Source organism: Colwellia sp. E150_009 (assembly GCF_053543955.1).
Map to the genome: position 1 here is coordinate 1 of NZ_JBHFOM010000069.1, position 12,314 is coordinate 12,314.

General features: G+C 34.7%; 13 protein-coding genes. All 13 read left to right on the plus strand.

Going from position 1 to position 12,314, the window contains the following annotated elements:
• On the plus strand, positions 1-1,139 hold a 1,139-nt coding region (locus ACE1OF_RS19070), incomplete at its 5' end, for a LegC family aminotransferase (protein WP_448896442.1).
• Positions 1,139-2,302 carry a UDP-N-acetylglucosamine 2-epimerase gene (gene neuC, locus ACE1OF_RS19075; protein ID WP_448896443.1) on the plus strand — a complete coding sequence of 388 codons (1,164 nt, stop codon included), beginning with the start codon at positions 1,139-1,141 and terminating at the stop codon, positions 2,300-2,302. The genes ACE1OF_RS19070 and neuC, both read left to right, overlap by 1 nt.
• Positions 2,286-3,197 carry a formyltransferase family protein gene (locus ACE1OF_RS19080; RefSeq protein WP_448896444.1) on the plus strand — a complete coding sequence of 304 codons (912 nt, stop codon included), beginning with the start codon at positions 2,286-2,288 and terminating at the stop codon, positions 3,195-3,197. Before neuC ends, ACE1OF_RS19080 begins: the two co-directional genes overlap by 17 nt.
• Positions 3,194-3,862 carry a PIG-L deacetylase family protein gene (locus ACE1OF_RS19085; RefSeq protein WP_448896445.1) on the plus strand — a complete coding sequence of 223 codons (669 nt, stop codon included), beginning with the start codon at positions 3,194-3,196 and terminating at the stop codon, positions 3,860-3,862. The genes ACE1OF_RS19080 and ACE1OF_RS19085 overlap by 4 nt, the downstream gene beginning before the upstream one ends.
• A complete protein-coding gene (gene neuB, locus ACE1OF_RS19090) occupies positions 3,859-4,932 on the plus strand; it encodes an N-acetylneuraminate synthase (RefSeq protein WP_448896446.1) in 1,074 nt (357 codons plus the stop codon). The genes ACE1OF_RS19085 and neuB overlap by 4 nt, the downstream gene beginning before the upstream one ends.
• Positions 4,925-5,581, plus strand: coding sequence for an acetyltransferase (locus ACE1OF_RS19095; protein WP_448896447.1), 657 nt, complete (start codon positions 4,925-4,927; stop codon positions 5,579-5,581). The genes neuB and ACE1OF_RS19095 overlap by 8 nt, the downstream gene beginning before the upstream one ends.
• A complete protein-coding gene (locus ACE1OF_RS19100; protein ID WP_448896448.1) occupies positions 5,571-6,623 on the plus strand; it encodes a nucleotidyltransferase family protein in 1,053 nt (350 codons plus the stop codon). The genes ACE1OF_RS19095 and ACE1OF_RS19100 overlap by 11 nt, the downstream gene beginning before the upstream one ends.
• A gap of 1 nt (position 6,624) precedes the next feature.
• Positions 6,625-7,320 (plus strand): acylneuraminate cytidylyltransferase family protein, encoded by a 696-nt coding sequence (locus tag ACE1OF_RS19105; RefSeq protein WP_448896449.1) that lies wholly within the window; start codon positions 6,625-6,627, stop codon positions 7,318-7,320.
• Complete coding sequence (locus ACE1OF_RS19110) at positions 7,313-8,323, plus strand: hypothetical protein (RefSeq protein ID WP_448896450.1); 1,011 nt, start codon at positions 7,313-7,315, stop codon at positions 8,321-8,323. Before ACE1OF_RS19105 ends, ACE1OF_RS19110 begins: the two co-directional genes overlap by 8 nt.
• A gap of 83 nt (positions 8,324-8,406) precedes the next feature.
• Entirely contained in the window at positions 8,407-9,669 is a 1,263-nt protein-coding gene (locus ACE1OF_RS19115) for an oligosaccharide flippase family protein (protein WP_448896451.1), read from the plus strand.
• Positions 9,666-10,181, plus strand: a complete 516-nt coding sequence (locus tag ACE1OF_RS19120; RefSeq protein ID WP_448896452.1) for an acyltransferase — start codon at positions 9,666-9,668, stop codon at positions 10,179-10,181. Before ACE1OF_RS19115 ends, ACE1OF_RS19120 begins: the two co-directional genes overlap by 4 nt.
• A 120-nt stretch (positions 10,182-10,301) precedes the next feature.
• Entirely contained in the window at positions 10,302-11,231 is a 930-nt protein-coding gene (locus tag ACE1OF_RS19125) for a glycosyltransferase family 2 protein (protein WP_448896453.1), read from the plus strand.
• Between the two features lies 1 nt (position 11,232).
• On the plus strand, positions 11,233-12,314 hold a 1,082-nt coding region (locus ACE1OF_RS19130; protein ID WP_448896454.1), incomplete at its 3' end, for a hypothetical protein.

A 12,314-nucleotide genomic window follows, 5' to 3' on the forward strand; every position in this document is an offset into this window, starting at 1 on the left:
TTTCATTTGTAAAAGATCTTTACCAAACTAATGAGTTCATTCCTCTCCATGCGCCAACCTTTTCAGGGAATGAACAACAGTATGTATCCGAAACTATAAGCAGCACGTTTGTCTCCAGTGGTGGTAAGTTTGTAGATGACTTTGAAACACATATTAAAAATTACACCGGCACCGCTAAAGCAGTGGCGACTGTAAATGGTACCGCAGCCTTGCATGCAGCACTGTATATGGCGGGAGTTAAAAATAATGATATCGTTATTACTCAAGCACTCACATTTGTAGCAACCTGTAATGCTTTATATCACATGGGTGCTGAGCCTGCGTTTGTTGATGTATCACCCGTTAGCTTAGGTTTATGCCCTAAAGCATTGTCTACATTTTTAGAGCAACATGCCGTATTAACCGCATCGGGCCCTGTTCATAAAAAAACAAGGCAGCGTTTTCAGGCGGTAGTGCCAATGCATACGTTTGGACATCCTGTTGAGCTTGATGAGCTAATCAGCGTGTGCAATGAGTGGCAGATTACTTTAGTAGAAGACGCTGCAGAAAGCCTAGGCTCATTTTATAAAGGTAAGCATACAGGTACGATAGGTGACTTTGGCGCAGTTAGCTTTAATGGTAATAAAATTATTACCACCGGTGGCGGTGGCATGGTTTTATGCAAAACTTTAGTGTCGGGTCAGCGTACAAAACATATTACAACGACTGCAAAAGTACCTCATCCGTATGAGTTCTTTCATGATGAAGCGGGCTTTAACTATCGCATGCCTAACTTAAACGCGGCACTTGGTTGTGCGCAAATGGAAAACCTCACCACATTTATCGACAATAAACGTCATCTCGCCAGCTTATATTCAGACTTTTTTAAAGGTTCTGACTTTCAATTTGTCACTGAGCCTAGCTATGCAAAATCAAATTATTGGTTAAATGCAATTATTTGTCCAAATCATAATGAGCGAGAAAGATTACTCAAACAGACTAATGCTGAAGGTGTAATGACTCGACCAATATGGCAATTAATGCATCGTTTACCTATGTTCGGAAATGCAATGCGAGGCGACTTAAGTCATTCAGAGTTTATTGAAGCTCACTTAGTTAACATACCAAGCTCTCCAGTTAAAAATTTAGGTAAGTTATAATGACAAAGAAAATAGCAGTATTTACAGGTACTCGTGCAGAATATGGGTTACTTTACTGGGTTCTTAAAGAATTAGAGTGCTCTTCAGAGTGCGATTTGCAATTATATGTAGGTGGAATGCATCTCTCTCCCGAATTTGGGTACACAATAAATAAAATTGTTGCTGATGGATTCAGTGTTACTGAGAAGATGGAGTTTTTATTATCTTCAGATTCTGCTGTAGGTATATCTAAATCAATGGGATTGGCACTCATTTCTGCTTCTGAAGTTTTAGAGCGAAATAAGCCAGACCTGATTGTATTATTAGGTGACCGCTTTGAGTCCTTAGCACTAGCGCAAGCAGCGATGTTAGCATGTATACCAATAGCGCATATACATGGTGGAGAGACAACTGAAGGGCTGATTGATGAAGCTATTCGTCATTCAATAACTAAGATGTCACATATTCATTTCACGGCGACAGAAGATTATCGCAAAAGAGTAATTCAACTTGGTGAGCAACCAGAAAAAGTATTTAATTATGGTGCGCCAGGTATTGATAGTATATTAAAGCTTGATCTTCTAGATAAACAAAAGCTCTCAGAGTCAATAAACTTTGACCTATCATCTCCTTATTTTATGATTACATATCATCCAGTAACACTAGATAATACAGGAGGGATTGAGTCACTAAACAACTTAAATAAAGTTTTAGATTTATTTCCTGATTATAAATGCATAATTACATATCCAAATGCAGACACTCACGGAAGAAAGTTAATCGAAGTGCTAAACAAGTATAAAGATAAATATCCAGAGCGAATATTATTAGTCCAATCTTTAGGACAGCTTAGGTACTTAAGTCTACTTAAATATGCAGCAGCAGTTATAGGTAATTCATCAAGTGGATTAATTGAAGCTCCAACCTTTAACATTCCAACTATTAATATTGGGAATCGACAAAAAGGTCGTATTGCTGGCGATACAGTAATACAAAGTGGAGATACTTTTGAAGAAATAAAAGAGGCTTTTAAAATTGCTTTAAGCCCAGAGTTTAATAAAGTGTGCAAGGCTGCAAAAAACCCTTATGGCGATGGCACGAGTTCACCAAAGATTGTAAATAAAATACTAACATACCCTCTTCAAAATATTGTGGTGAAATCATTTTATGACTTCAATGAATAAAAAATTACGAATTGCTTTTATTGGATGTGTCGAATCAAGCTTTCGAGCATTAAACACCCTAGTTAATATGGATTGTGTAGAAGTTTGTGCAGTGGTGACCAGGAAAGACTCTAAGGTTAACTCTGACTTTGTTGACTTATCTAGTTTATGTGAAGAAAAAAACATACCATATTATTTTGAAAACCCTCAAGAGCGACAAGGTACGTATCAATTTTTAAAAAGCTTTGAATTAGATGTAATCTATTGTTTTGGATGGAGCTATTTACTTAAAAAAGAAACGTTAGAGTTGACTGAACATGGTGTGATCGGCTTTCACCCTGCTAAGCTACCGGCTAATAGAGGAAGGCATCCGTTAATATGGGCTTTAACTTTAGGGTTAGAAGAAACCGCTTCAACTTTCTTTAAGATGGATGAGGGGGCGGATTCAGGACCAATATTAAGCCAGCGGGCTATAATTATCAAAAAAAGCGATAATGCTACCTCTTTATATAATAAAGTATTAGCAGTAGCTAATGAGCAAATTGTTGAATTTACTCAAGAGCTACACAATGGTACTGCTAAGTTTTATGAACAAAACGATCAGCAAGCTAACTATTGGAGAAAACGTAGTCGGAAAGACGGGTTAATCGACTGGCGAATGACTGCAAATACTGTTCATAATTTAATTAGGTCTTTAGCTGCGCCTTATCCAGGAGCTGAGTTTTCGGTGAACGAAAAACTATTTTCTGTTATGGATTCAACTCCAGTATTTGATACATATCCAGAAAACATAGAGCCAGGAAAAGTGTTATCCATTAAAGAAAATGAGCTCCTAGTTAAGTGCGCAGGCCGAGATGCAATTTGGTTACATAATCTCGATCCTAATGCTTTGAATGAAATTGGAGAGTACTTATGAAAAAGGTATTAATAGTAGCCCCACATGCAGACGATGAAACATTAGGCTGCGGCGGAACAATATTAAGATATATAAAAGAAGGGCACGAAGTACACTGGCTATTAGTTACAGGAATGAAGGAAGAGTTTGGTTTTACTCGAGAGCAAATAACAATAAGAAATAAAGAAATTGATAAAGTAAACAAGCTTTACGGTTTTAGTAGTCTGAGTGAACTTAATTTTCCACCGGCAGCCCTTGAAACGGTCAGCAAAGGAAAGCTGATAGGCGCTATTTCGAAGGTTGTTAACGAAATAAAACCAGATGAAGTTTATACAACTTATAGAAATGATGCGCATAGCGATCATGAGATTGTATATGATGCAGTTATGTCATGTACAAAATCTTTTCGCTACCCTTTTATTAAAAAAGTTTTAGCGTACGAAACAATGTCGGAAACAGATTATGGCTTAAAGCCTGAAGATGGTGGCTTTAGACCAAACACTTTTATTGATATAGGACCTTTTTTAGAAGCTAAATTAGATATTCTTGAAGTATTTGAATCAGAAGTTGGTGAGTTCCCCTTCCCTAGAAGTAGAAAGTCTTTAGAATCTTTAGCATTTGTTAGAGGGGCGCAATCAAATTGTAATGCCGCTGAAGCGTATTTTATGATCAAGGAGGTAATATGAAAACATTAATTATTGCAGAAGCAGGTGTTAATCACAATGGTAGCGACGAATTAGCATTTGCCCTTGTTGATGCAGCGCATCAAGCTGGAGCTGATATAGTTAAATTCCAGACATTTAAAGCTAAAAATTTGGTTACTGTAGATGCGCAACAAGCAGAGTATCAAATTACTAATAGTGGAAAAAAAGAGTCACAGTACTCAATGCTAAAGCGATTAGAATTAAGCTACGAAACACATCATAAGTTAGTTAAATATTGTAATAATTTAGGTATTGAATTTTTATCTACAGCATTCGAATCAGAAAGCCTTTCATTTTTAGTTGATGATTTAGGAATAACACGTCTAAAACTACCGTCAGGTGAAATTACAAATGCGCCATTAGTGCTGGAACATGCAAGGACAGGCTGTGATTTAATTGTATCAACAGGTATGGCAACACTTTCTGAAATAGAGCAGGCGTTATCGGTAATTGCCTTTGGTTATACAAACCCAAAAGACAATCCAACAGAAGAAGCATTACAAACAGCGTATTTTTCAGAGCAGGGTAAGCAATTATTAAAAGACAAAGTAACACTTTTACATTGCACAACCGAATACCCAGCGCCATTTAATGATATAAATTTAAATGCCATGAACACCATGAAAGACGCGTTTAAGCTCGAAGTGGGTTACTCCGATCATAGTGCTGGAACAGTAGTGCCTATTGCTGCGGTAGCTAAAGGTGCAGTGTTAATTGAAAAGCATTTTACTGTTGATAAAGCATTGCCCGGGCCAGATCACAAAGCATCGCTTGATCCAATAGAATTAAAAGAAATGGTTGATGGCATTCGTATTGTAGAAAAAATATTAGGTGATGGCATTAAAGGGCCACGGCCATCTGAAGTTAAAAATAAAGCGGTAGCACGAAAAAGTTTAGTAGCAGCGAAAGCAATTAATCGCGGAGAAGTATTTAGCCAAGAAAATATAGCCATTAAACGACCTGGCACTGGTATTAATCCAATCAAGTATTGGGACTTATTAGATACAAATGCAACTAAAGAGTACAAAGAAGGTGAACTGATTAATGGTTAAGCCTTTGTATATATTAGGGTCTGGTGGACATGCAGGAGTATTAATCGATATTCTGAAAAGTAATAGTGCAAGCATCACAGCTACTTTTTCTCCAAGTACGGATCGTACTCGAGATGTATTTTCAGATATTGAAAATGTAGATAGTGATGAAGTTTTGCTTGCACAAAATTGCAGTGACTCCACTCTAGTAAACGGTATTGGGTCGTTACCAGGCTGTTTTTTAAGGCAAGCTATTTATAATAAATTTACACAACGAGGATTTGAATTCCAACAAGTTATTTCAAAACACGCAATTATTTCGCCTTACGCTGTATTGGGAAATGGTGTGCAGGTGATGGCGGGGGCGATTGTACAAGCAGGTGCAGTTATAGGTGATAATTCAATTATTAATACCGGTGCTATTGTTGAGCATGATTGCATCATAGGCCAGCATAATCATATTGCACCCGGTGCAACACTTAGTGGAAATGTGCATACAGGCGATTGCGTGCATATAGGTACTGGTGCTGCTGTTATACAAAATATTTCAATTGGGCCAAATTCCATTATTGCTGCTGGTGCAATTATTACGAAGAGTATTGAAAAGGAAAAAATAGTTTTTGGTGCTCGGGCTAATATTCAAGACAAAAGGACTAGTAATGAGTTATAAGTGGCAAAATATATTAATTGCTCCACAAAAAACAGTGCGTGAAGCACTTGCTGTTATAGACAAAGAGGCATTACGTGGCGCGATAGTGGTAAATAATAATAACAAACTGTTGGGTGTAGTAAGTGACGGAGATATACGACGAGGCTTGCTAGCGGGTATATCTTTAGATGACTCCGTTGATAAAGTGATGAACTGTAAGCCGATAGTAGCTCCTGTAGGAATATCTCGTCTGCAGCTTAAAGCGTTGATGGAAGCTAGAGATATTTTATCTATACCGATAGTTGAAAATGGAATTATAGTAAACCTTCATACCTTACATGATTCCATTACGGTTCCTAAAGTTGAAAATCCGGTGTTTTTAATGGCTGGCGGTTTTGGTACACGTTTAAAACCCCTGACAAACAATTGCCCTAAACCATTGTTACATGTAGGTGATAAGCCAATACTAGAAATAACATTATTAAATTTTATAAAATCTGGTTTTGTTAATTTTTATATCTCAACTCATTATATGCCTGAAATGATAATGGAGCATTTTGGAGATGGTTCTAAATGGGGCATTAACATTACTTATGTACATGAAGAACAGCCTTTAGGAACTGGCGGAGCTTTAGGTTTGTTACCGCAAGATATACCTAACCTTCCACTCATTATGATGAATGGTGATATTCTAACAAATATAGATTTTCAAAAGCTATTAACCTTTCACATTAATGAAAATGCAGATGCAACTATGTGCGTTCGTGAATATGAGTACCAAGTCCCTTACGGTGTAATAGAAGGGGACTGTGGTAAAATTAAAAGTATGGTAGAAAAGCCAACGCAAGTATTTCATATCAATGCTGGCATTTACGTTATTAATCCTGAGCTAATAAATGGCGTGGAAGAAAATCAACGAATTGATATGCCTACCTTGCTTGAACAAAAAATAGAGACGCAAGGCACTATAATGATGTTTCCTATCCATGAGTACTGGCTTGATATAGGTCGAATGGAAGATTATCAGCGAGCACAAGCAGACATACATCGGTTAGGCTTTTAAGATGATAAATAAAAAAAAAGTTTTGGCTATAATACCAGCTCGCGGGGGCAGTAAAAGGTTACCAAGAAAAAATGTGTTACCGATTAATGGTAAGCCGCTTATTTCTTGGACAATTGATGCCGCTAATAAAAGTGAATATATCGATTCTATTTTTATTAGTACCGATGACGATGAGGTTGTATTAATTGCACGGGAACATGGCTTACTTATTCCCGAACTACGCCCAGCAGACTTAGCCGCTGATGAAGCAAGCACAGACAGCATGTTACTTTATACACTTAATAAATTTGGTAATGGTTATGATGTTATTGTATTGCTACAACCAACATCACCATTACGAACTGTAACAGACATCGATAACGCAATAGAGCATTTTATAAATAAAAATGCTTTTTCTGTTGTTTCAGTTACACCTTGTGAGCACTCACCATTATGGTCGAACAATTTGCCTGCTGACGGTAATATGGGGGCGTTTATTAATAAAAAAGCGACAAAACGCTCACAAGAACTTCCACAATTTTATAGATTAAATGGTGCTATCTATATTTTTGATATTAAAAAGTTGCTCCAATATGGGGAGGTTTGTTATACGGACGAGTCTTTTGCGTATGAAATGACAAATGTAAACTCGGTCGATATAGATACAAAGTTAGATTTTGAAATTGCAGAATTATTACTGAGTAAAAAAAATGATTGATAATGTTTATATTGTCGAGTCACCCACACAATTAATGTCTGCAATAGAAGCTAAAAATACACAGCAAGGCAGAAACACTTTAATTGTTAACTATGGCGATAGGAGTAGAGGGGAAAACAAAAGACAAATCCAGCAACTGGTCAATTCTTCAGCTTGGGACCATGTTTTTAGAGTTGAGCCGTCAAGTAATCAATATTTTAACCCGTTCCTTTTTTTGTTTTACCTACTTAAGTTTCGGCTTAAATTTAATAAAAATAATACAAAGGTTTATATTGGTGAGTATCGTAACTATCTTTTTTGTTTAGTTGCAAAGGTTATATCAAAAGAGAAAATAGTTCTACTTGACGATGGTTCTGCGACTATCATGTTGCAGAAAAAGCTTTTTAGTAAAGGCATTGGGTTACGCTCTTTTTATAAAAATACAAAACCATATATTCTATTTTTAGTTTATAGCTATTTATTTTCTTTTGATTTTGACGATTCTCCACCGAATTTGTTTAGCGTTTTTAATTTAGACCCCTGGCTTTTTTCACAACAAAAAAATATCAGACAGAAAAGTATTCCGGTTGAAGTAAGTCTTTTGGACAGATTTTATTTCTTTGGTGCTAAATATTCTGAAGCAGGGCTCTTAGACTCAAAAGTTGAGTTGGAACTACTTAAAAATACTTTTGATTACAGCTACAAAAAATATGGTAAAGCAATAGTTTACATCTCACATAGAGATGACTCCGCTGAGAAGCTTGAAATTATAAGCTCGTTAGGAGTTGAAGTTAAGTCCTTAGGCCAGCCTTGTGAAGAGTATTTTAAAATACATAAGTGTGTACCAAAGTACATTGGTGGTTTTTATAGTACTAGCCTCATCTCATTACCTACATTGTTTAAAATTGATAGTGTTATTAGTTTTAATTTAACAAAATATTTAGCGACTGAACTATCTAAAAAAAATGTGAGCTATATATATGAATATTTAGAATCTATTGGTACTGAGGTAGTGCAATTATAATTTTTGTAATCAATAACCTTATAGATTTTAGATAAGTATTTATGCTTTTGTGGTCTTAGTTATTTTGGGGTTGAAGTTAATTTATGAGCAGTTTTATAAAAAATAGCTCTATTTATGTGTTTAGTTCTATTGCGAGTGCAGCAATACCTTTTGTATTACTGCCTATTCTAACGCGATATCTAATGCCCGCTGAATATGGTCAAATAGCGATGTTTACTCTTTTTACTACGGCACTAGCTGCTTTGGTTGGTTTGAGTGTTCATGGTGCTGCTAATAGGCGGTTTTTTGAAGATAACGCTACAAAAGAACAATTAGCCCGCTTTAATGGTAATTGTTTTTTTATTTTATTAGCAAGTACATTGATTGCGCTGGTTGTTTTGTTTGTTATAGACAGCTATTTAGCGTCTTTTCTTGGTATTCCATACACGTGGATTTACTTAGGGTTGTTAAGTGTTTTTTGTAGTTTTATTTTAAATATACGTTTAGGACAGTGGCAAATTAGAGGTAAGGCAAAACACTATGGTGTTTTACAAATATTGAATGCTATTGTTGTTTTAATATTTAGTTTGTTATTTGTAGTGTTTTTAGAGTTAGGGGCTTTAGGGCGGATTTACGGTATTGTTATTACGAGCATCATAGTTGGCATACTTGCTATATTTACATTGATAAATGATAAGCTTGTGTTGTTTAAGTATAACCGTGATGATATTAATTATGCCTTGTCTTTTGGTGTTCCATTAATTCCACATGTGTTAGGTGGTTTTTTATTATTATCAATTGATAGATTAGTAATAAATAAAGAGCTAGGCTTGGAGATGACAGGGGTATATATGGTTGCTGTTAATCTAGGCAGTGCTTTGAATATAATATTTAGCAGTATTAATAAAGCATATTCCCCTTGGTTGTTTGCCCAGTTAAAAGAAGCCAAGCACGCTACAAAAAAAATGATAGTAAAAAGCACATACATATATTTTGTATTTTTAAGCACAATGGCTTGTCTGGCTTTTTTTATTGCACCACCAATATTAAAGTTTATTGTTGGGGAAAAATTTCACCAAGCAGCTGATGTATTACCTTTAATTATTACAGGGCAAATATTTTTAGGTATGTATCTTATGGTAACTAATTACATTTTTTATGCTAAAAAAACGACATACTTATCATATATCACGGTTTCTTCAGGTGTAATAAATGTCGCCCTATTATTATTTTTAATACCACTTTACGGAATAAGTGGCGCTGCAATGTCATTTTTAATAGCTAATTTGTGGCAGTTTTTATGTGCATGGCTAATAAGTGGCAAATTATACAAAATGCCTTGGACTTTTTTTGGAGAGGGTAAATGAGAAAAATAATAAGCTTTATCAAAAATATGAAAAGAAAGCTTAATAAGTATTACCACACCAAAAGAGCTATAAGAGGTATTAAGGCATATAAAGAAATGCCGAATGTGAATAATAAATCTAACTTTAATAGCAATACATACCTTGGTCATAATTGCCATTTTAACGGAATGGATATTAGCGGTGGAGGTAAAGTGAAAATAGGAGATAACTTTCATTCTGGCTCATCGTGTATGATGATTACTCAAAATCATAACATTAACGGAAGCGCTCTGCCATATGACAATACGTATATATTTAAGGATATTGTTATTGAAGATAATGTGTGGTTGGGGAGTAGGGTAATTATACTAGGAGGGGTGAACATAGGTGAAGGTGCAGTTATACAAGCAGGAAGTGTCGTAGTTAATGATATACCCGCATTAGCTATTGCAGGCGGGCACCCTGCAACTGTGTTTAGCCACAGAAATAAAGAACATTATTTTAATTTGAAAAAGCTTAAAAAATTTAATTAGATTTACTTATCTAATTGCAAATTATGTATTTGGTAGGCTGGATACCAAATACATCAGTTTATCAGATGCTTCAGCACTTGAGTTGTCATTATTAATATCGTTGTGCGGGTATTTTATTGAATGCTACAATGGAAAAAATTAGGAATTAATAAAGTTATCTTCATGATCAAATACTCAGTTATCATACCACATTATCAAGATGTGCTTAGTTTGCATAAATTATTAGATACCATTCCTGAACGTTCAGATATTGAAATAATAGTTGTTGATGATAAAAGTTCATTACCTGAAAGTCAGACAAAAGAATTGAAATCTCGTTGTATTTACCTTGAAAATAATACAACAGTTAAAAGCGCGGGAACGTGTCGAAATATTGGCGTAACTAAAGCTACAGGCGACTGGCTTGTTTTTGCTGATTCAGACGACCTTTTTCCTGAAGGTGCTTTTACAAAATTTGATGCTTTTAACTCAGGAGAATTTGACATAGTTTATTTCGAAGTTACTAGTTTAAATAGTTCTACTCAGACTGTATCTGATAGACACTTCGAAATTAATGAACTTATAAATAATTATAATATCAATAAAGATGAAGCTATTATTTATTCTCACGTAGTCCCTTGGGGGAAGTTGATTTCGAGGGTTCTTATTTGTAAACACAATATTAAATTTGATGAAGTGATCGCATCTAATGATGTGATGTTTTCATTAAAAGCTGCAACTAAAGCTATAAAAATAAAAGTTACTGATCAACTCGGTTATATTGTTGTCAGGCGAGAAGGAAGTTTAACTAAAGTAAAATCAGTCGCAAATATGAAGTCAAGATTAGGTGTGATTTTAGAACGTAATAAATATTTACTTAATCTAAATAAAAAGCAATATCAAATTAGCTTTATTTCTATCCTACTTCAATATAGAAATGTGCTATCAATTTCAATACTATTAAACTTATTCTTTAATGTAATTATGATGAGACAGCGCTTTTTTCCTCATCTAAGCTCGATTAGTAAATTTAAAAGGCTGGCTTCGAAAGCTATTAAGCAAGAGTTTTAAAATGATTAACAAGGCAAAATCAGCCAAAAAATACACTACAAATGATTTTAAACTTTTTATTACATTAATCTTTTTTGTCTTATTATTCGTTGATGCATTAAACGGTTATTTAGTCGTAAATAAAATAATTAATTCTGGTGGTGTCGGGTCACCTTCACAGCTAGGAAGAATGCTTGTATTTTTGTATGTGTTGTTCATTTATTACAAATATAAATTACCAATAATTACAATGTTTCTTCTTGCGATTTTCCTTTTTACTACTGAGTTAATTAATGGTATTCAGCATCAAAATAATTACGGTGTACAATATGGTTTTATAACATCCTATAAGTTACTTTACTTATGTGGAGTAACTACAGTTTTAGCATTTTTTTTAAGGAAATTTGATACAGTAAAATTCCTTGCAAAAGCACTTTTATATAATGTTATTATTGTTGCTGCTCTCATCTATTTTTCATCCATCACAGGTATTGGAAATCCGACTTATGTTGAAAATGCTTTTGGCACTAAGAGCTTTTTTTCTTCAGGAAATGGTTTGGGTTTATATTTTGGTGTCACCCCGCTTATTTTATTAGCTTTAAAAAAAGAGGGGTTGGTAGTCATTTCAAATAAAGTGTTTTTCTTTATTATAATGTCAATACCTCTAGTGGGAACTAAAACCGCGTTTATTTTCTTTATTTTGAATGCTTTTGTTTATGTATGGTTATCACGCTATCGTTATCGTATTTTAATGATTTTCTGCCTATTACTTTTTCCACTCATCCCTAAATTAATAGATGTTTTTAGCGTCCTTTTCGATGTAATTATCTTTAGGTTTAATAAATCCGAAAGCTTTCTATTGTTTCTTGGTAGTGGGCGTGTGGAATACGTGTTGGATGCTTTTGACTTATTCTTAGCGCAAGATCCTAGTATCATCCGCTTATTATTTGGAGGTGGGGCCTTTGTTTCTTTTCCGTCTTCTACTAACGTTGCAAGTTTTGATACATTAGAGACTGATTTTTTTGATTTGTTTTTTATGTATGGAATTTTGGGTCTTGGAGTATATATTTTTTTGTGTGTTTTTATACTGTTTTCTTTTAGAAA

Excerpts from the sequence above, each read along its gene's own strand:
- neuC (WP_448896443.1), top strand. The coding sequence starts at position 1,139 with ATGACAAAGAAAATAGCAGTATTTACAGGTACTCGTGCAGAATATGGG.
- ACE1OF_RS19080 (WP_448896444.1), top strand. The coding sequence starts at position 2,286 with ATGACTTCAATGAATAAAAAATTACGAATTGCTTTTATTGGATGTGTC.
- ACE1OF_RS19085 (WP_448896445.1), top strand. The coding sequence starts at position 3,194 with ATGAAAAAGGTATTAATAGTAGCCCCACATGCAGACGATGAAACATTA.
- neuB (WP_448896446.1), top strand. The coding sequence starts at position 3,859 with ATGAAAACATTAATTATTGCAGAAGCAGGTGTTAATCACAATGGTAGC.
- ACE1OF_RS19095 (WP_448896447.1), top strand. The coding sequence starts at position 4,925 with ATGGTTAAGCCTTTGTATATATTAGGGTCTGGTGGACATGCAGGAGTA.
- ACE1OF_RS19100 (WP_448896448.1), top strand. The coding sequence starts at position 5,571 with ATGAGTTATAAGTGGCAAAATATATTAATTGCTCCACAAAAAACAGTG.
- ACE1OF_RS19105 (WP_448896449.1), top strand. The coding sequence starts at position 6,625 with ATGATAAATAAAAAAAAAGTTTTGGCTATAATACCAGCTCGCGGGGGC.
- ACE1OF_RS19110 (WP_448896450.1), top strand. The coding sequence starts at position 7,313 with ATGATTGATAATGTTTATATTGTCGAGTCACCCACACAATTAATGTCT.
- ACE1OF_RS19115 (WP_448896451.1), top strand. The coding sequence starts at position 8,407 with ATGAGCAGTTTTATAAAAAATAGCTCTATTTATGTGTTTAGTTCTATT.
- ACE1OF_RS19120 (WP_448896452.1), top strand. The coding sequence starts at position 9,666 with ATGAGAAAAATAATAAGCTTTATCAAAAATATGAAAAGAAAGCTTAAT.
- ACE1OF_RS19125 (WP_448896453.1), top strand. The coding sequence starts at position 10,302 with ATGCTACAATGGAAAAAATTAGGAATTAATAAAGTTATCTTCATGATC.